The 18,077-nt window shown below is 73.2% G+C and carries 17 protein-coding genes and 2 pseudogenes; 8 read left to right on the top strand and 11 right to left on the bottom strand.

Annotation, left to right across the window (positions count from 1 at the left end):
* Positions 1-130: 130 nt before the first annotated feature.
* Positions 131-1,159, bottom strand: a complete 1,029-nt coding sequence (locus tag ACF9IK_RS18775) for a hypothetical protein (RefSeq protein ID WP_395295341.1) — start codon at positions 1,157-1,159, stop codon at positions 131-133.
* Entirely contained in the window at positions 1,156-1,563 is a 408-nt protein-coding gene (locus ACF9IK_RS18770) for a PadR family transcriptional regulator (RefSeq protein ID WP_395295340.1), read from the bottom strand. The genes ACF9IK_RS18775 and ACF9IK_RS18770 overlap by 4 nt, the downstream gene beginning before the upstream one ends.
* Positions 1,564-1,680: 117 nt before the next feature.
* Between ACF9IK_RS18770 and ACF9IK_RS18765 the strand changes: the two genes are divergently transcribed.
* Positions 1,681-2,382: an ArsR/SmtB family transcription factor gene (locus tag ACF9IK_RS18765; RefSeq protein WP_395295339.1), complete on the top strand. Its 702-nt coding sequence runs from the start codon at positions 1,681-1,683 to the stop codon at positions 2,380-2,382.
* Positions 2,383-2,466: 84 nt separating this feature from the next.
* Here ACF9IK_RS18765 and ACF9IK_RS18760 read toward each other — a convergent pair whose 3' ends face one another.
* The 3 genes from ACF9IK_RS18760 to ACF9IK_RS18750 all read right to left on the bottom strand — a co-directional run bounded on the left by ACF9IK_RS18760 (position 2,467) and on the right by ACF9IK_RS18750 (position 6,393).
* Positions 2,467-2,976, bottom strand: a complete 510-nt coding sequence (locus ACF9IK_RS18760) for a DinB family protein (protein WP_395295338.1) — start codon at positions 2,974-2,976, stop codon at positions 2,467-2,469.
* On the bottom strand, positions 2,976-3,776 hold the full coding sequence (locus tag ACF9IK_RS18755) for a VOC family protein (protein WP_395295337.1): 801 nt from the start codon (positions 3,774-3,776) through the stop codon (positions 2,976-2,978). The genes ACF9IK_RS18760 and ACF9IK_RS18755 overlap by 1 nt, the downstream gene beginning before the upstream one ends.
* Before the next feature lie 157 nt (positions 3,777-3,933).
* Positions 3,934-6,393, bottom strand: coding sequence for a terpene synthase family protein (locus ACF9IK_RS18750; protein WP_395295336.1), 2,460 nt, complete (start codon positions 6,391-6,393; stop codon positions 3,934-3,936).
* Positions 6,394-6,996: 603 nt separating this feature from the next.
* Here ACF9IK_RS18750 and ACF9IK_RS18745 point away from each other — a divergent pair.
* A complete protein-coding gene (locus ACF9IK_RS18745; RefSeq protein WP_395295335.1) occupies positions 6,997-7,587 on the top strand; it encodes an HhH-GPD-type base excision DNA repair protein in 591 nt (196 codons plus the stop codon).
* Positions 7,588-7,594: 7 nt separating this feature from the next.
* Here the strand turns inward: ACF9IK_RS18745 and ACF9IK_RS18740 are convergent.
* Positions 7,595-8,037 (bottom strand): annotated as a pseudogene (locus ACF9IK_RS18740) (DUF4345 domain-containing protein).
* A gap of 75 nt (positions 8,038-8,112) precedes the next feature.
* Between ACF9IK_RS18740 and ACF9IK_RS18735 the strand changes: the two are divergent.
* Positions 8,113-8,721, top strand: coding sequence for a TetR/AcrR family transcriptional regulator (locus ACF9IK_RS18735; protein WP_395295334.1), 609 nt, complete (start codon positions 8,113-8,115; stop codon positions 8,719-8,721).
* Between the two features lie 19 nt (positions 8,722-8,740).
* On the opposite strand, the gene ACF9IK_RS18730 is transcribed toward ACF9IK_RS18735, so the two are convergent.
* Complete coding sequence (locus tag ACF9IK_RS18730; protein ID WP_395295333.1) at positions 8,741-8,953, bottom strand: KTSC domain-containing protein; 213 nt, start codon at positions 8,951-8,953, stop codon at positions 8,741-8,743.
* Between the two features lie 68 nt (positions 8,954-9,021).
* Positions 9,022-10,512, bottom strand: coding sequence for an MFS transporter (locus ACF9IK_RS18725; protein WP_395298613.1), 1,491 nt, complete (start codon positions 10,510-10,512; stop codon positions 9,022-9,024).
* Between the two features lie 93 nt (positions 10,513-10,605).
* On the opposite strand from ACF9IK_RS18725, the gene ACF9IK_RS18720 reads away from it, so the two are divergent.
* Positions 10,606-11,589, top strand: a complete 984-nt coding sequence (locus tag ACF9IK_RS18720) for a helix-turn-helix transcriptional regulator (RefSeq protein WP_395295332.1) — start codon at positions 10,606-10,608, stop codon at positions 11,587-11,589.
* Between the two features lie 32 nt (positions 11,590-11,621).
* On the opposite strand, the gene ACF9IK_RS18715 is transcribed toward ACF9IK_RS18720, so the two are convergent.
* Positions 11,622-12,140 carry a YbhB/YbcL family Raf kinase inhibitor-like protein gene (locus ACF9IK_RS18715; protein WP_395295331.1) on the bottom strand — a complete coding sequence of 173 codons (519 nt, stop codon included), beginning with the start codon at positions 12,138-12,140 and terminating at the stop codon, positions 11,622-11,624.
* Positions 12,141-12,247: 107 nt separating this feature from the next.
* On the opposite strand from ACF9IK_RS18715, the gene ACF9IK_RS18710 reads away from it, so the two are divergent.
* Entirely contained in the window at positions 12,248-12,979 is a 732-nt protein-coding gene (locus ACF9IK_RS18710; protein ID WP_395295330.1) for a rhomboid family intramembrane serine protease, read from the top strand.
* A 119-nt stretch (positions 12,980-13,098) separates the two neighbouring features.
* Positions 13,099-14,265, top strand: a complete 1,167-nt coding sequence (locus ACF9IK_RS18705) for a hypothetical protein (RefSeq protein WP_395295329.1) — start codon at positions 13,099-13,101, stop codon at positions 14,263-14,265.
* A gap of 576 nt (positions 14,266-14,841) precedes the next feature.
* Here ACF9IK_RS18705 and ACF9IK_RS18700 read toward each other — a convergent pair.
* Positions 14,842-15,445: pseudogene (locus ACF9IK_RS18700) on the bottom strand (helicase HerA-like domain-containing protein); the annotation flags it as partial.
* A 148-nt stretch (positions 15,446-15,593) separates the two neighbouring features.
* Between ACF9IK_RS18700 and ACF9IK_RS18695 the strand changes: the two are divergent.
* Together ACF9IK_RS18695 and ACF9IK_RS18690 are read left to right on the top strand one after the other, a co-directional pair.
* Positions 15,594-15,890: a type II toxin-antitoxin system VapB family antitoxin gene (locus tag ACF9IK_RS18695; RefSeq protein ID WP_030061387.1), complete on the top strand. Its 297-nt coding sequence runs from the start codon at positions 15,594-15,596 to the stop codon at positions 15,888-15,890.
* A 234-nt stretch (positions 15,891-16,124) separates the two neighbouring features.
* A complete protein-coding gene (locus tag ACF9IK_RS18690) occupies positions 16,125-16,787 on the top strand; it encodes a LytR C-terminal domain-containing protein (RefSeq protein WP_395298612.1) in 663 nt (220 codons plus the stop codon).
* A gap of 70 nt (positions 16,788-16,857) precedes the next feature.
* Here ACF9IK_RS18690 and ACF9IK_RS18685 read toward each other — a convergent pair whose 3' ends face one another.
* Complete coding sequence (locus ACF9IK_RS18685; RefSeq protein WP_395298423.1) at positions 16,858-18,036, bottom strand: IS30 family transposase; 1,179 nt, start codon at positions 18,034-18,036, stop codon at positions 16,858-16,860.
* Positions 18,037-18,077: the final 41 nt, after the last annotated feature.

Genomic DNA, 18,077 nt, shown 5'->3' with positions numbered 1-18,077 from the left:
CGATCGTCTCGCCGGCCGGGCGCCCGGGCCGAGGGCGCCGACGACGACCCGGGCGCCCGCCCGTCCCGGTCCGACCGCACCCGGGCGACGCCGGCACACGGCGTCGCCCCGGAACCGGGATGACGCATCCTCAGGCCACGTCGGCCGCCCCGGCCGCACGGTCCGCACCACCGGTCCGGCCCGTCCGCGCGGCGACCGCCCGCCGGAGGGCGTCGATCGCGGTGCAGACGCCGATCAGCCCGACCACGACGCCGAGGTTGCGCAGCGCGGCGTGGGGAACCGGCGGGATCAGGTAGTCCGGCGCGGAGAGCATCACCGTCCAGGGCAGCGCCGCCAGGGCCGCCCCGGCGGCCCGCAGGCGGTCGGGCCGGGCCGCGCCGAGCCGGACCAGGTAGGCGAGGCACATCACGGTGGCCGGCCAGGCGGTGGAGACGTCGAGCAGGACCTTCGCGGCCCCGCCGAACTCCGCCTCGACGGGCGCCGACGGATCCGGCCAGGGCCAGAGCGCCACCAGGGTGATCATCGGCAGCGCCACGGCCCCGGCGGCGAGCGCCATCCCGTAGCGGCCCCGCCGCGAGAGGTCCACGGCGTCGGGCGGGGCGGCCAGCAGCACCCCGCCGAGCACCAGCCAGAACGGCAGCAGGAAGACGTACTGCCACAAGGACGCGTAGCCGACGAGCAGCGCCGCGGCCGCGGAGCCGATCCGCAGCAGGGTGCCCGCCAGCACCAGGAGCCGGGCCTTCGGCCAGTGGCCGGCGACGGCGAAGGACAGCGCGAGGATCCACGGCAGCGTCTGCGCCGCGCCCACCGCCACCGCCACCCCGGGGTGGGCGAAGTCCGCGAAGAACGGCTGCCGCAGGACGAGTCCGAGCAGCAGGTGGACGGCGGCCAGCGCGGCCCCGCCGGCCAGCATCAGGGGCGCGGCGCCGGCGGCGATCCGGCCGAGCCGGTCGCGCGAGCTGAGCCCGGTGCGCAGCCGCAGGGCGTGCGCGGCGAGAACGGCCCACTCGCGCAGGACGGTTCCGCGGTCGGCGCCCTCGACGGACTCGGCGAAGACGGCGGCGATCTCCTCGCCGTGCGCGCTCCGGTACGCGGCGGGATAGAGACCGAGCAGGGGCAGTCCGGTGGGCAGCGGGAGCTGCGGCCGCGTCGCGCTCATGCGGTCACCCCGCCCGGTCCCGGCACCGCACCGAACGTCCGCTCCACGCCCTCCCCCAGAGCGCGCCGCAGGCCCGGCCGGAGCCCGCCGAGGGCGAGCCGGCGCTCGGCCTCGGCGACGCCGGCGCGCAGCCGCTCGGCCTCGGCGGCCAGCACCTCTCCGCCCTCCTCGGTCAGCGCGAAGGTGCGGCGCAGCCTCCCGGCCACCACCTCCTCGTGGTCGATCCGGACCAGCCCCTGCTGGAGCAGGCGGTCCAGCGCCGTGTAGAGGGTGCCGGTGAGGAGCTTGGTCCGGCCGCCCGAGATGGCCAGGACCTCCTGGACGATCGCGTAGCCGTGCCGCGGGGCATCGGCCAGCGCAGTGAGCACGAGCCTTGTCGGCTCCTGAAGTTGACGGTTAGCCATGCTTCGGAGCATAGATCAACGATTTGGATATGTCGATGATTTACCCATAGAGGTCCGCAGGCCCGGACGCGGGACGTTTCGGCATCCGCCGAACAGCCGCAGGGGCACCATGGAGGCATGTCGCTCGCCCAGCTCGCCGGACTCCTCGCCGACCCCACCCGCGCCACCTTCTGCACCGCCCTGCTCGACGGCCGGGCCTGGACCGCCGGCGAACTCGCCCGGTACGCCGGCGTGGCGCCGTCCACCGCGAGCGAGCACCTGTCCCGGCTGATCGCGGGCGGGCTGCTGGCCGAGGAGCGGCAGGGCAGGCACCGCTACGTCCGGCTGGCCGACCCGGCGGCGGCCGCGCTGATCGAGGACCTCACCGCCTTCGCCGAGGCGGCGAGCCCCGGCCGGACCCCGCGCACCCTGCGCGAATCCGCCCGGCAGAGCGCCGAGGCACGGGCCCGGACCTGCTACGACCACCTGGCCGGCCGCCTCGGTGTGGCCGTCTCCGACGCGCTCCACGACCGCGGCCTGGTGGCCGACGACGCGGGCCTCGCCGTCACCGAGGACGGGCGGACGTGGCTGGCCGGCGCCGGGATCGACCTGCCGGTCCGGCCGGGCCGCACGGGCGGCCGCCCACTGGTCCGCACCTGCCTGGACTGGACGGAGCGCCGCACCCACCTGGGCGGCGTGCTCGGCGCGGCGCTCTGCCGGACGGCACTGGACCGGTCCTGGGTGGAGCGGATCGGCTCCGGCCGCGCCCTGCGGGTGACCGCGGACGGCGGGCGCACGCTGCACGAGCTGCTCGGGATCGACCTCGACCCGGCGCGCTGAGCCCGCCCCGCACCGGGCCTCGCCCCGTAGCCAGCCCCAGAGACGCGGCCCCCGGACACGCACGCCGCGGCGGCAGCGGCGGCCTCACCCCATCGTCTTCTGTCCGTCCAGCGACTCCCGGATGATGTCCGCGTGCCCGGCGTGCTGCGCGGTCTCCGCGATGACGTGCAGCACCACCCGCCGCACGGACCAGCCGGCGCCCGGCTCGAACCACGGCGCCTCGGGCAGCGGGTGGACGAGGTCGAGATCGGGCAGCGTCGACACCAGTTCGTCCGTCTCGTGCGCCACCTTGTCGTACGCGGCGAGCAGGCCGGCCAGCGTCTCGCCGTCCGCCATCCGGAACTGGCCCGCCCAGTCGTACGGCACGCTCTCCATCGCCTCCGCGCCGCCGACCGCGAACCGCATCCAGCGCTCCTCGGTGCCCGTGACGTGCTTGATCAGGCCGCCCAGACACAGCTCGCTCACCGTGGTGCGCCGGGCGGCCTGCTCGTCGTCGAGGCCGCGGACGGTGTGGCGCAGGAAGCCCCGGTGCTTGTCCAGCGTCTGGACAAGCTCGGCCCGCTCCCCGGCGCCCGTCGGCTGCCCCGCGCCCATCAGGCGTCCGCCAGCGCGGGGACGTCGCCGGAGGCCGCCCCGAGGTCGATGATGCCGAAGGCGGCGCCCTGCGGGTCGCCCACCGCGGCGAACCGGCCGTACGGGCTGTCCATCGGCCCGAAGAACAGCTGCCCGCCGTGCTCGGTCACCTTGCGGACGGCGCCGTCGCAGTCCTGCACGGCGAAGAAGACGCTCACGTAGGAGGGCGCCTCGGGCGGGAGCTCACCCGGGCCGATCCTCATCCGCCCGAGGACGGGCCGGTCGTCGACGTGGAAGATCTTGTAGTCGACCTCGTCGGTGTCCATCCGCTTGGTGGTGAACGGGAAGACCGCCGGGAAGAAGGCGTCCGCCTTGCCCGGCTCGCGGGTCAGCACCTCGGCCCAGGTGTACGCGCCGGGCGCTCCCTGCTTCTCGAAGCCCTCGTGGCTGCCCGCCTGCCAGACCCCGAAGGCGACCCCGCCCGGGTCCTTGGCCACCACCATGGTGCCGAAGTCGCCGACCGGCATCGGCCCCATCAGAACCTCGCCGCCGTTGGCCCGGATCCGCTCGGCGGTCGCGGCCGCGTCGGGCGACGCGAAGTACAGGCACCAGGCCGGCTGCGGCTCCTCGCCGCCGGGCATCGGCGGGACCACGGCGGCCACCGCCTTCCCGTCCGAGTACGCCGTCGTGTAGTTGCCGAACTCGGACGCGCTCTCGCCGAAGGTCCAGCCGAGCACGGCGCCGTAGAAGGCCCTCGTGCTGTCCAGGTCCCTGACCATCGCGTCGGCCCAGCAGGGCGTTCCCTCGGGTAGCACAGCCATGGCTCCGCCCTCTCCGTGTGACGATTTGCCCCGGTTCGCCACAGTAGTCAGTACGCCGCCGCTCCGCGCCCCGAGCCGCCGCCCGCACGCGCGGGGCGGCGGTCCGCCCGGGTGGGAACCCGTCGGACCGCCGCCCCGACACCACTGCCGCCGCGCGCTACCGCGGCTCCGCCGCCCGGACCGGGCCCGGCGCACCGGCCGGGGCCGGGACCGCCGCGCCGAACGGCGCCCGCACACCCGCCGTGCCGAACCCGGTCGGCCCGAGCCGCAGCGCGGCGACCCCGGCGGGCGCGTCCGCGGCCGGCGCCTGCCCGTCCGCCACGCCCTCCGCCGGAAGGGCGGCCGCCGCCGGCACCGCCTCCGCCTCCAGCCCGAAGTGCCGTCGCAGGTCGGCCTCGCCGTACCGGCGGCAGTCCCGGTGCCAGACGTCGATGCCCGCGATCCAGTTCTCCAACTGCCTCACACGACCGTCGAGCAGCGCCCGGCCCTCCGCGTCGAGCCCGAAGTCGTCGTACAGCACCGGGAACTCGTTCCGCGCCACGTGCTGGAACTGGTCCACCCGCGAGTGCATCAGGTCGTCGACGATCCGGACGGCCGACGGGTAGTCGCAGTCGAAGAAGTTCTGCACCACCAGCACCGAGTTGTGGACCTCGCCCTCGTACTCCACCTCCTTCTGGTAGGAGTACAGGTCGTTCATCATGCACGCGTAGTCGGCGGCCGCGTTCTCCAGCGAGCGCATCGGACCGCTCTCGTAGATCTCCTGCGGCACGGTCTCTCCTCGGGACAGCCGGCCGAGGCCCATCGTGAGGTCGGAGCCGAAGGTCCTCCGGCGCATCTCGATGTAGTCGACCGGGTCGGGGATCCGGTGCTGCGCCTGGTTGTCGAGCTCCCAGAGCCAGCTCGCCACCATCGACTCGACGGCCGCGCGGAACCGGCGCCGGTCCTCGACGGTCATCGGTCCGGCGGTCCGCTGCCAGAGGTCGGCCAGACCCCGCTCCAGGGCGTTGACCGGGTCCGGCACCGGGCCGCCGTCGACGGGCATGAAGGCCGGGAACCGCTCGTTCTGCAGCCGGGCGCCGAGCAGGTCGCGCCTGCGCCCGTACACCACCGGGTAGTAGTCGTCTGCGTACGTCCCCCAGGCCAACCAGTCCGAGGTGAGGTCGAGTTCCTCCGCCGTGGCGTCCGGGTGGATGCCGGCCGAGCAGAGCGGGAAGTCGTAGTCGGCGAGCTTCCCGGCGGTCCAGATGCCCGAACCGATCACACCGGGCTGGGCCTCCAGCAGGCCCATCCGCTCGGCCCACGCCGCCGTGTGCAGCCGTGACGCGTCCAGGTGCGGGCTCGGCTCCACGGTGAACGGGTGCCTGAAATCCGGTAGTCGGGACGGCCCGACATGCTGGAACGGCACGTGGGCATGGGAGCGTGCCCGCCGTGCGGCCGGATCCCGCCCGGCGGCCGGAGCGGGGGCCTCGGCCGCCGCCGCCCGGGCCCCGCTCAGCGATCCCAACTCACCCATCCCGCCCGGCAGTCCGCCGGACGCCCCAGGGCGCAGCACGTCCAGCGCGGACGTGCCGACGCCGCCGATCGCGTAGGCGTCCCACCAGTTGCCGCCCGAACCGGCCTCCGTGCCACCGCCGTTCATGTACCGGCTGGACCGCATGTGCCACTCGTGCCCGCCCGACTGCCAGTCCTGCAGGCCCTTGACGTAGGCGAGCACCCGGGCACAGCCCTCCGGATCCAGCCCGGTCTCCGCGAAGAGCACCGGGAGCTCGGTGAACACGGTGTTCTCGAACTGCTGCAGCCGCGACGTGAGCAGGTCGTTGACGGCCTCGGCGGCCTCCTGCGTGCTACACCCCAGGAAGGTCTCCAGGACGAGCACGCCGTTGCTCAGCTCGCCCTCGTCCTCGACCTCCCGCTGGTACGAGAAGAGGTCGTTGCGCAGGTGGACGCCGTCCGCGAAGGCGTCCATCAGCACCCGCAGCGGCCGCGAGCCGGACACCTCCTTCGGCACCTCGGCGCCGGCGGCGTACTCGATCAACCCGGCGGACCAGGGCGCACCGCCGACCTTGCGGCGCATCTCGATGTACTCCACCGGGTTGGCGATCCGGCCCGCGTTGATGTTGGCGAGTTCCCAGAGGGACTCGTTGAGCAGGTTCCGCGTGCTCTCGGCGAACCTGATCCGCCAGTCCTCGCCCATGGCCGGCACGGTGCGCCGCCAGAGGTCGGCCAGCCCGGCCTCCACGGGGTTGGTCGGCTCGGGCACCGGGGTGGCCGGGTCGGCGGGCATGAACAGCGGCAGCCGGTCGAGGTAGGCCTTGCCGCCCTCGCGGTCGTTGGTGCGCTTGTAGACCTCCAGGAAGTGGTCGTCGAAGAAGAAGACCCAGACGTACCAGTCGGTGACCAGCGACAACGCCTCGGCGGAGGCGTCCGGGTGGGTGTAGGCGCAGAGCAGGCCGTAGTCGTGGGCCTCCAGGTCGGCCCGGTCCCAGATTCCCGAGCCCTCCAGCATCCCCATCTCCCGTGCCCAGGCCGTGGAATGGGTGCGGGCCTCCTCCAGATGGGGATTGAGCCGTGCCGGGTGCGGCACGTAGAAGGAGGGCAGTTCGAACGGCTGAGTCACCGGGCGGGCCTTTCTGGACGCGTCGACGAGGCCGACCGGCACGGCGAAGCAGCGCCTTCACTCCCCACACCCGCCACCCGGTCGGCCCAGCCTTACCCCTCGCCGACGTCCCACACCGGAGAACAGGAACAGTCATATGAAATAGGCCCATTGACTCGAACATCCGACCCAGGAACCGGACGGTATTGGATCGCCTGTACGGCACCCGCAGGCCCGAGCGCCGCGAGGACCGCGAGGACCGCGAGGGGGCGAGCACGCCTCACGCACTCCCCCCTCGGACGGCGACGGCGGCGAGGGCGCCGAGGCGGCCACCGGACGCCCGGCCTCGTCGCCGTGCGTCTCCGCTCCCGGCCCCGTCTCCGACCACGCCCGGCGCCGCGAGCCGCGCGATGGAACGGATGCGCTAAAGGAACCTGTCCTGGGACCCTCAGGGGCGGCGCGCACGCACGCGCACAACAACTACGCCGACGAACCACCTAGGCGGGGCAAGGCCGGCCGACCCGATCAATGCCCGCTCACGGGCGTGTTGACACCCCCCGCTCCGCACCCGTCCACCAGACTGGGCGGCGACCCGAGTCTCCACGCTCAGAGGAGGGCTTCCCCATGAACGTCACCGTCCGGCTCGCGCAGCAGCCCGAGGCCGACGAACTGCTCGGGCGCAGCGCGCTCGCCGCACTCGTCGGGATGCTGCTCGACCAGCAGGTGCCCATGGAGTGGGCGTTCAGCGGCCCGCTGACCATCGCCCAGCGGCTCGGCCGGGACGACCTGGACGCGCACGAGATCGCCGTCTACAACCCCGAGGAGTTCGTCGCGCTGCTCTCCGAGAAGCCGGCCGTGCACCGCTACCCGGCGGCGATGGCCAAGCGGGTGCAGCAGCTCTGCCAGTTCCTGGTGGCGCAGTACGACGGCGACGCGGCCGCGCTCTGGCGGGGCGTCGCCACCGGCAAGGAGCTGCTCAGCCGGCTGAACGCGCTGCCGGGCTTCGGGAAGCAGAAGTCGCAGATCTTCCTGGCCCTGCTCGGCAAGCAGTACGGCGTGCAGCCCGAGGGCTGGCGCGAGGCGGCCGGCGCGTACGGCGAGGAGGGCTCCTACCGCTCGGTCGCGGACATCACCGGACCGGAGTCGCTGGAGAAGGTCCGCGCCCACAAGCAGGAGGTGAAGCGCGCCGCCAAGGAGGCCAAGGTGAAGGCCTGACCGATCGTCACGGTCGCCCGGCGCTGCTCCGGGAGCGCCGGGCCCGCGCCGGTCGCACCGCCCTCTCGTCCGCGTCGGCGAGCCAGAAGTAGACCGGGGACAGGGCGAGTTCGAGCACCATCAGGCCGAGCTGGAACGCGTGCGGCCGGCCCTCCACCGCGATCGACAGCAGTCGCCCGGCAGCGCCCAGCAGGAAGACGCCGGTCAGCACCCCACCACCCGTGCCGGGATCGGCGCCTGTCGGGCCGCCCACACCCACGCGAGCCCGTACCCGACGAAGATCGCGCCGAAGAACCGGCCCAGGCTGTCGATCGTCGGGCCGGCGTCCGCCTCCCCCGGGATCGCGGCGTTGCCGCCGAGCACGTGGAACAGCCCGATCAGCACGCACGCGACGCCCATCGTCCGGGCGAGCACCCGAAGCACCTTGACCCTGGCCACGGCGACCACCATCCCTCGCGCCACTAGTTGACATGCGTCTACTAAGCTAGCCCGCTCTGGTAGACGCGTGTCAAGTAGGCTTCCCGCATGCCTCCCCGCCAGCGGCTCAGCCCCGCCGACCGCCGCGCCCAGCTGCTCTCCGTCGGCGCGCAGCTGTTCGCCGCGCGCCCGTACGAGGAGGTGCTGATGGAGGACGTCGCCGACCGGGCCGGCGTCTCGCGCGCCCTGCTGTACCGGCACTTCCCGAGCAAGCACGACCTCTTCGCGGCCGTCTACCGGCAGGCCGCGGAAGAGCTGCTCGCCGAGACCCGGCTCGACCCCGCCCACACCCTGGTCGAGCAGCTCGCCCAGGGCATGGACGCCCACCTCGACTACTTCGTCGCCAACCGCCACGCCGTGCTCGCCGCCAACCGGGTGCTCGCGGGGGACCCGGTCATCCAGACGATCATGAACAACGAGCTGGACGCCCTCCGCGCCCGCCTGCTGGGCGTCCTCCCGCTGGCCGACGAGGCCGCCCGCAAGGCGGTCTCGGGCGTCCTGAAGAGCTGGCTGGTCTTCGTCCAGGTGCTCTGCGTGGACTGGCTCACCGAGGAGACCTGCTCCCGCGCCGAGCTGCGCGACGTCTGCATCGGCGCCGTCCTCGGCGCCGTCCGCCCCCTGCTCGACACCGACCCGGCCCCCGACTGGCCCCGCTAGCGCGACCGGTGGGGGCGGTTCAGCCGAGCCGCCGGTACGGGTACCTGCCCCGGATCTCCCGGACGAAGTAGCGCCCGTGGCTCTCCGCCGCCATCAACTCCCCGTGCACCCGCCCCGGAACGGAGTCGTAGGCGTACACGCACCCTCCGGCGAACTCCACCTCCAGCACCCGCCGCGCCGCGTCGTACCCGACCGAGCGCAGCGCCGAGGAGTCCACCGGCGTGCGGTCCATGGCCCTCCCAGTGTGCGCACGAAGGCCCCGGCCGCGCAGCGCGACCGGGGCCCACCGCCCGCAGACCGTCAGACCAGCACGGGCTCCTGCTCCCGCTCCACGGCCTCGACGCTCTCCGCCACGACCGCCGCCGGCCGGCGCCGCGGCAGCGCGCACATCAGCAGGAACACCACGGCCAGCACCCCGACGACCCACCACATCGCGTGCACGAAAGCCGCGCTGAACGCCGCCCCGGCCTCCGCCGGCGCGACCGCGTCGTCCACCCGGTCGAAGAACGCCACCGACACCAGGCCCAGCCCCAGCGCCATCCCGACCTGGCCCACCGTGTTGATCAGCCCGGAGGCCGACCCGGCGTGCTCGCGCGGCACCTCGGCCAGGATCGCGTCCGTGATCGGCGCGACGATCAGCCCCATGCCCAGGCCCATGATCACCAGCGGCAGCGCCATCTGCCACGGCGCGATCGCCGTTCCGTACCGCTCGGCCTCCGCGATGTAGACCAGCACGCCGACCGCCATCACCGCCGCGCCCGCCTGGAGCACCTTGCGCCCGAACCGCGGCACCAGCTTCTGTACCGAGAGCCCGGCCGCCGTGGAGACCGCGAGCGAGAACGGGATGCCGGTCGTGCCGGCCTTGAGCGGGCTCCAGCCCAGGCCGAGCTGCATGTAGAGGGTCCAGACCAGGAAGAAGATCCCGGTGACCACGCCGAAGGCCAGCTGCACCCCGATGCCGGCCGCGAAGCTCCGCACCCGGAAGAGCGAGAGCTCGACCAGCGGCGAGCCGTCCCGGCGGGTCTTCACCCGCTCGTAGGCGACGAACAGCGCGAACACCGGCAGGCTCCCGGCCATCGAGAGGTGTCCCCAGAGCGGCCAGCCGGCCTCCCGGCCGTGGGTGAGCGGGTAGATCAGCATCAGCAGAGCCACGCTGGCCAACAGCACGCCCACCAGATCGAGCTTCAGCGCCCGCTCGGCCTTCGACTCGGCGATGAACGCCCGGCCCAGCAGCAGCCCGGCCACGCCGACCGGCAGGTTGATCAGGAAGATCGGCCGCCAGCCCAGGCCGAAGAGGTCCCACTCGGTCAGCAGCGCGCCGATCATCGGCCCGGAGACCGCGCCCAGCCCCACCACCGCGCCGAACATGCCGAACACCTTGCCGCGCTCCTCCGCCGGGAAGGTCGCGTGGATGATCGACAGCACCTGCGGCACCATCAGGGCGGCCGTGGCGCCCTGGACCACCCGCATCGCGACCAGCATCTCGGCGCCGCTCGCCACCCCGCAGAGCGCGGAGGCGAGCGTGAATCCTCCGATGCCGACCAGGAACAGCCGCTTCCGGCCGTGGATGTCGCCCAGCCGCCCACCGGTGATCAGCCCGATCGCGAAGGCCAGCGCGTAGCCCCCGGTCACCCACTGGACGGCGCTGAACGAGGCCCCGGTGTCGGCCTGGATGCTCGGCACGGCGATGTTCACGATGGTGACGTCCACCAGGTCCATGAACGAGGCGGTCATCACGATCGCCAGCGCGATCCACCTCCGGCGGTCCGCCGCCACGGCGTCGCTCGTCATCACGTACTCCTCTTCGTCACTCTTCGGCACGACTGCGACGGTAGGGGGCATGTAGGTCAGATCCTGTCCGCCTTGTCCGGCATGCTGGACACCATGACCGACACTCCGGCACGACTGCTGAGCCTGCTGTCCCTGCTCCAGACGCCGCGCGAGTGGCCCGGCAGTGAACTGGCCGAACGCCTCCACGTCAGCCCGCGGACGATCCGCCGCGACGTCGACCGGCTGCGCGCACTCGGCTACCCGGTCGAGGCGACGATGGGCGCAGTCGGCGGCTACCGGCTGGTGGCCGGGACGGCCATGCCACCGCTGCTGCTCGACGACGAGGAGGCGGTGGCCATCGCCGTCGGCCTCCGGGCGGCCGCCGGGCACGCCGTGGTGGGTATCGAGGAGGCCTCGGTGCGCGCGCTCGGCAAACTGCTCCAGGTGCTGCCGAACCGGTTGCGCCACCGGGTCGGCGCGCTCAACACGGCCACCGTCCCGCTGCTCACCGGCGACGGCCCGACCGTCGACCCCGAGGAGCTCACCGTGCTCGCCAACGCCGTCACCAACCGCGAACGCCTGCGCTTCGCCTACCGGGCCGGCGACGGCGCCGAGACCAGGCGCCTGGTCGAGCCGGACCGGCTGGTCTCGGCGGGCCGCCGCTGGTACCTCGTCGGGTACGACCTGCACCGCGACGACTGGCGGCTGTTCCGGGTCGACCGGCTCAGCGAACCCTTCCCCACCGGTGCCCGGTTCACCCCGCGGCCGCTCCCCGCCGAGGACGCGGCCGCGTTCGTGGCGGGCAAGCTCCGCCGGCAGTCCCCCACGTACACCCTGGAGGCCACCGTGCAGGCCTCCGCGGCCGAGGTCGAGCGCCGGATCGGCGGCTACGGCGACTCCACGGTCGAGCCGGTCGACGAACGCACCTGCCGCCTCCGGTCCAGGGCCGACTCGCTGGAGTGGCTGGCGATGCGCCTGCTGATGCTCGGCTGCGAGTTCGAGGTGCACCGGCCGACGGAGCTGCACGCCCACCTGCGCGACCTCGCCGACCGGGCCGGCCGGGCCGCGAACAGCGGGAGCCGGGGAGGCACGGACTGACCCGTGCCGCCCCGGCCCCCGTGGAGGATCCGTCAGACGCCGAACTCGGCGGTCAGCACCGCTCGGGCCAGCGTGTGGAAGGTGATGTTGAAGCCGACCTGCGCCGGCGGGGTGTCGGCGGCGACGTCCAGTGCCTCGACGTCCAGCGCGTGCACGGCGAAGGCGTACCGGTGCGGGGCACCGGGCGGCGGCGCGGCGCCGTCGTACTTGTTGCCGGGGAAGTCGTTGCGGGCGTGGAACGAGCGCCCACCCGGCAGGTCGGCGTCGGACGAGCCTGCGCCGCGTGCCAGGCCGGTGGTGTCGGCCGGCAGGTTGAGGGCGAGCCAGTGCCACCAGCCGGAGCCGGTCGGGGCGTCCGGGTCGTAGCAGGTGACGGCGATGGACCTGGTGCCCTCGGGCAGGCCGGACCAGGCCAGCTGCGGCGAGAGGTTGCCGCCGGCGTGGATGAACTCCTGGGCCAGTTCGCCGCCTTCGGCGATGTCCTCGCTGGTCAGCTCGAAGGACGGCACCTGCGGCAGGAACTCGTACGGCAGCGGCGGACGGACGCTCATGGGTGGTCACCTCTCGACGAGCCGGGGTCGCCCCGGCTCCTGGCTGAATGACGCCGTTCACTCTAGTGGGGTGCACACCCGATCGACGCGGCCCTAGAGTCACCGTCATGGCCTCGAACGACCGCAGCGGTTCCGCGTCCAGCCTCGACCCCGCCCGGATGATCGCCGATGCACGGCGGGCGCTCTTCACCATGGTCGGCGTCATGGCCGTCGTCTGGCTGCTGCAGCTGGTGAACTGGCTCGACGACTACGGCCTCAGCCGGGCGTACGGGGTGCGGCCGCAGGAGCTCGGCAGCCTGCCGCACATCGTCACCTCACCGCTGCTGCACTGGAACTGGGCGCACCTGGAGGCCAATTCGGGCCCGCTGTTCGTCTTCGGCTTCCTCGCCGCCTACCGCGGGGTGAAGAAGTTCCTGGGCCTGACCGCGCTGCTCGCGGTGACCAGCGAGCTGACGGCCTGGATCTTCGACAAGCCGAACTCCATCGGCGTCGGAGCCAGCGGTCTGGTGTTCGGCTACTTCGGCTACGTGGTCCTGCGCGGAGTCTTCGACCGCAACCTGATCGACACCCTGATCGGCGTCGTGCTCGGCGCCTCCTACGCCTACATGGTGACCGGGGCCCTGCCGGGTGTCGCCCCTGGAATCAGCTGGGCCGCCCACCTCGGCGGGCTGGTCGGCGGACTGGCCGGCGCCTGGATCTTCCGCGACCGGGGACCGAAGGCCACCGTCCCGGATCCCGCCGCCGCCACCGGCGCCCCCACCGGCGCCCCCACCGGCATCCCCGCCGTCCCCGGCTCCCGGGCCGAGTTGCTCAAGGAACTGGACGACCTGGGCCTCTGAACCGCCGCCACCGGATCGCGGCGGCCGGGCCACCGTGGCGCGCCGCCGACCAGGTATAGACCAGTGCTGCCCCACGGGCTAGCGTGAGGGGCACCTGCCCCCTGCTCCGGAGCCGCACCGTGGAGTCGTCCGTCCTCGCCTTCGCCACCGATCTGCTCGACGAGGGGACCGACACCTTCTTCGGCAACCTCACCGACCGGGCGGGCGTCGGCGGCGTCACCCTCGCCTCGGTCTACCACGAGGCCCGGGACGTCTTCCCGCACAACCCGCACCGGGTGGTCCGCTACCTGGAGCCCGGCGCCGCCTACTTCCGCCCCGACCCGGCCCGCTGGGCCGGCCGCCGGCTCCGGCCCACCCCGTCCACCGCGATCGGCGACCGCGACCCCTTCGCCGAGGCCGCCGCCGAGGCCCACCGCCGCGGACTGAAGCTGCACGCCTGGACGGTCTTCTGCCACAACGACCGGCTCGGCTTCGAGCACCCCGACTGCGCCCCCGCCAACGCCTTCGGCGACCGGCAGCTCACCGACCTCTGCCCGGCCCACCCGGAGGTCCGCGCGTACGCCGCGACCCTGGTCACCGAACTGGCCCGGTACGGGGTGGACGCGATCCGGGCCGAATCGCTGCACTTCCACGGCCTGCGCCACGGCTACCACCACGAGCGCTACTTCGAGGAGCTGGGCCCGGTCGCCGAGGCCCTGCTCGGGGTCTGCTTCTGCGCGCACTGCCGCGCCGCCGCCGACCGGGCCGGCGTGCCCGCCGAGGAGGTGGCGGCGGCGGTCCGGACCGAGCTGCGCCGCCGGCTGGCGGACGAGGCGGCCGCCGCCGCACCCGCCGCCCTGGACGAGCTGGCGGGCGGCGCCTTCGCCGCGTACGTCGACGCCTCCGCCGCCACCGTGTCCTCACTCGCCGCCGAGCTGGCCGAGCAGGCCCGCCACCACGGCATGCGGCTGAGCTTCATGGACGGTGGCGGCCCGGGCCGGGGGTGGCTCGCCGGCATCGACCTGCCCGCACTCGCCAGGGCCGCCGACCAGATCGAGACCCTCGGCTACGCGAAGACCCCGGAGGCCGTCCGCGAGAAGGTCGCCGCCTTCGCCCTGCACGGCGTCCGCCCGCAGGAGATGGCGGTGGTCCTGCGACCGATGGCCTCGGACTGCGACGGCCCGGCCGACCTCGCCGCCAAGATCGCCGTGCTGCGCGAACTGGGCGTTCCGGAGGTGGAGTTCTACCACTACGGCCTGATGCGGCTCTCCTCGCTCGACCGGATCGGCGCCGCCCTCGCCGGCTGAGCCGGGTGAGCCGGGTGAGCCGGGTGAGCCGGGTGAGCCGGGTGAGCCGGGTGGCCGACACGGGCAACCGGCCGGCCGAGGCAGGTGCCGGCCGGATCCCGTCCGGCCGGCGACCGCCCACCGGCTGTCCGAAAGCAATCGCCACCCGAGCGATCACCCCTGTCCACACCGACATCCGGGCCCTAGGCTCCCCTCGCCGTGATCATCCGCCGAGGGGGGAGCAACCATGGAGACCACACCCGCGTGGCGGCGGCGGCCGGGGCGGTGCCGGCCGCTGTGGTCAGAGCGGCGGCTCCGGCGGTGCCCGCGGCTCCGGCGAGCAGCCTGCGGCGGCGACCTCGTCGCCTTCGAGTACGCCGACGACGGCGACGCGCTCTACACCGGACACATCGTCATGATCCGCGAGCGAAAGGGCATCTGGACCGACCCGGAGACCGACAAGATCATCGGACCCGGCGCCATCCCCCACGTCTTCGAGATCATCGACTGCACCAGCAGCCCGCACGGCGGCCCGAACCTCGGCGGCGCCACCACCGAGCTCTACCAGGCCTTCCCGGACACCCGCTTCGAGGAGGTCGTCGATGACGGCGGTGAGGTCCTTGAGGTCGTACAGCTCCAGCCCGTTGCGGTCGGCGTAGTGGAAGACCAGGCCGAGCGAGGACTCCTGGGTGTCGTTCAGGTCCAGCACCTTGGCCAGCAGGAGCGGGCCGAAGCTGGTCACGGTGGCCCGGATCGGGATGCCCTCGCCCTGGCCGCCGAGTGCGTAGAACTCGCTCGGGCAGCCCTGCGGCGCCCAGCTCTGACCCACCTCGGCCGCGCGGGCGGCGGTCCGCTCGCCCGGCACGCCGGGCGCCGAGACACCGGAGACGTCGCCCTTGACGTCGGCCGGGAACACCGGGACGCCCTGGGCGGAGAGCTGCTCGGCGATCAGCTGGAGGGTCTTGGTCTTGCCGGTGCCGGTGGCGCCGGCCACCAGCCCGTGCCGGTTGAGCACCCCGAGCGGGACGCGCACCGGGGCGTCCGGGTAGGCGGCGCCGTCCAGCAGCACGGCGCCGAGGTCGAGTGCGGGACCGGTGAAGGCGTAGCCGCCGGCGATCTCCCGCACCTGTGACGGGAGGCCGGCGAGGGCGGTGCCGGGGGGCGGCGGCTCGGCGGGGGACGGCGGCTCGGCGGGGGGCATCGGGCACACTCCGAAGGCAGGACCGGGAAGGAACGATCGCGACATTTCCCATGAAACAGCCGCAATCGGCCGCCCGCAGCCCGCACCCGGGGGCGTGGCGGCGCCGCGGCTGCTGCGCCATCCGCCGCCCAAACGGTAGGCTTTCCGTGTGATCTTCAAACGCATCGGCAATGGGCGGCCGTACCCGGATCACGGCCGGACCAGCACCCGCCAGTGGGCGGACGTCGCCCCGCGTCCGGTGCGACTGGACCAGCTGGTGACCACCAAGGGACAACTGGACCTCGAAACGCTCCTCGCGGAGGACTCCACCTTCTACGGGGACCTCTTCGCCCACGTCGTGAAGTGGCACGGCGACCTCTACCTGGAGGACGGGCTGCACCGGGCGGTCCGCGCCGCGCTCCAACAGCGCCAGGTGCTGCACGCCCGCGTCCTAGAGATGGAGTGACGGGCCCCTCCCGCGTACCGCCGCACCGCCTTCCGGCCACCCGCCGGAAGGCGGTCCGTTCGTACCCGGATACCTCCTTTCGGGTACCGGCGTACTCCAGATGATGATCATTTAGTACCTTCGCTGCCGTACCGCACTAGTCTGCTGACTACGGCCGCGACCACGGCGAACGCCGGCACCGGCCGACCGTCACCCGATCCCCGCCCCGGCACGAGGGGGAGACAAACCGTGAGCATGTTGACTCCCCAAGGCCTGAAGGGGAAGCAGTACCGCATCACCGGCAACAGCTATCCACGGCTGGGCCGGCCGCCGAAGAAGAGCCGCAAGGTGTTCGCCCTGATCGGCTCGGTGCTCGCACTGGCGCTGATCGCCCTCGGCGGCGTGCAGCTCTACGACATCTTCACCGGCAAGGGCAGGGACTCCTCCGCCCAGGCCTGCGCGACGCCCTCCGGCAAACCGCTGGCAGCACCCACCCCCACCGCGGAGGCGTCGCCCGGCGCACCCGCGGGCGATCCGAAGGCCATCCCGCAGCCGACCGCCTTCAAGCTGAACATCTTCAACGCCACCACCAAGTCCGGCCTGGCCGGGCGGACGGCCGAGGAGTTCACCAAGCGCGGCTTCACGGTCGACAAGAAGGGCAACGCCCCGGCCGAGCTGGACAAGAAGGTGCCCGGCACCGCCATCGTGATCGCCGGTCCGGCCGGCGCCGGCGCCGCCACCCTGATCAGCTCGCAGATCGCCGGAGCCACCGTCACCACGGACGCCCGCACCGACAACACCGTGGACGTCGTCGTCGGCGACAGCTACAACGCCCTGCTGGACGAGACGCAGGCCGCGGCCGCCCTGGCCCTGGCCACCAAGCCCTCCCCGACCCCCAGCGCCACCGGCAGCTGCTGAACCGCTCCCGGACGTGAAGGAGCCCCCGGCGCCGTGGGCGGATTCTTGGGGTCCTCGCAACACCTGATGGCTATGTGGTCGTTAGTAGATCACGCAGGCGCTCGGCTGGGGTTCTCCAGTCGAGCGTTTTGCGTGGTCGGCCGTTGAGTTGTTGGGCGACGTGTTCGAGGTCTTCGGGGCTGTGGACGGACAGGTCGGTGCCCTTGGGGAAGTACTGCCGTAGCAGGCCGTTGGTGTTCTCGTTCGATCCGCGCTGCCAGGGTGAGTGCGGATCGCAGAAGTAGACCGGCACGCCCGTGGCCACGGTGAACTGCTTGTGCGCGGCCATCTCGCAGCCCTGGTCCCAGGTCAGCGAGCCGCGTAGGTGCTGGGGCAGGGTCTGGATCAGGGGCACCAGCACTTCCCGGACCTCCTCGGCGGTGTGCCCGCCGGGCAGGTGTCCGAGCAGGACGTAACGGGTGGAGCGCTCGACCAGGGTCACGATCGCGCTCTCGTTGCGGGTGCCGACGATCAGATCGCCTTCCCAGTGGCCGGGAACCGCCCGGTCCTCGACCTCGGCAGGGCGTTCGGAGATCATCACCATCTCGTCGACGAACCGGGACGTGCGCTGCTCCGGGCTGCGCTGCGGCTTGCGTCGGGTGCGCCCGGTGCGCAGTGCGAGTGCGACCTCGCGACGCAGCCCGCCGCGGGCCTGGACGTAGATCGCCTGGTAGACCGTCTCCGGACTCACCCGCATGCTGTCGTCGTCGGGGAACTCCATGACCAGAGCGTGACAGATCTGCTCGGGCGACCACCGTTTCCGCAGCCCGTCCGTGACGAACTCGCGCAGTGGACCGTCCTGGGCGAGCTTGGAGTCCTTGGGGCGCGCCCGGCTCCCGGCCCAGGCCCGCTGGGCGCGGTGCGGCCGGTAGAGGCCGTCGACGGAACGGGCATCGATCTCGCGTTTGACGGTGGAGGCCGGCCGGCCCAATGCCCGTCCGATCGCCCGCAGCGACCGGCCCTCACGGTGCAGGTCCGCGATCAGCTCCCGCTCGGCCACCGTCAAGAACCGGGGATGCAGCTCGGCCTCGACCGCCGCGAGGGACGGTGTGGCCTTGGAGGAAACGGTGCTGGTCATCCCCGTTGTGTAGTCGATCCTGCGCCCATCGGGGTATAGGCGCGCGTTGCCGATCTTGCGGATCCCGCGGTCCCAGTCCCGGGCGGTGCGCTCGTGGACCCCAACCCGTGCCGCGGCATCACGGCGTCGCACCCCGGACGCGCGTAGCCGCTCGTACTCCGCCCGGCCCGGAT

Source organism: Kitasatospora hibisci (assembly GCF_043950205.1).
GTDB lineage: Bacteria > Actinomycetota > Actinomycetes > Streptomycetales > Streptomycetaceae > Kitasatospora > Kitasatospora hibisci.
This window is presented reverse-complemented; position numbering and strand designations above follow the sequence as displayed.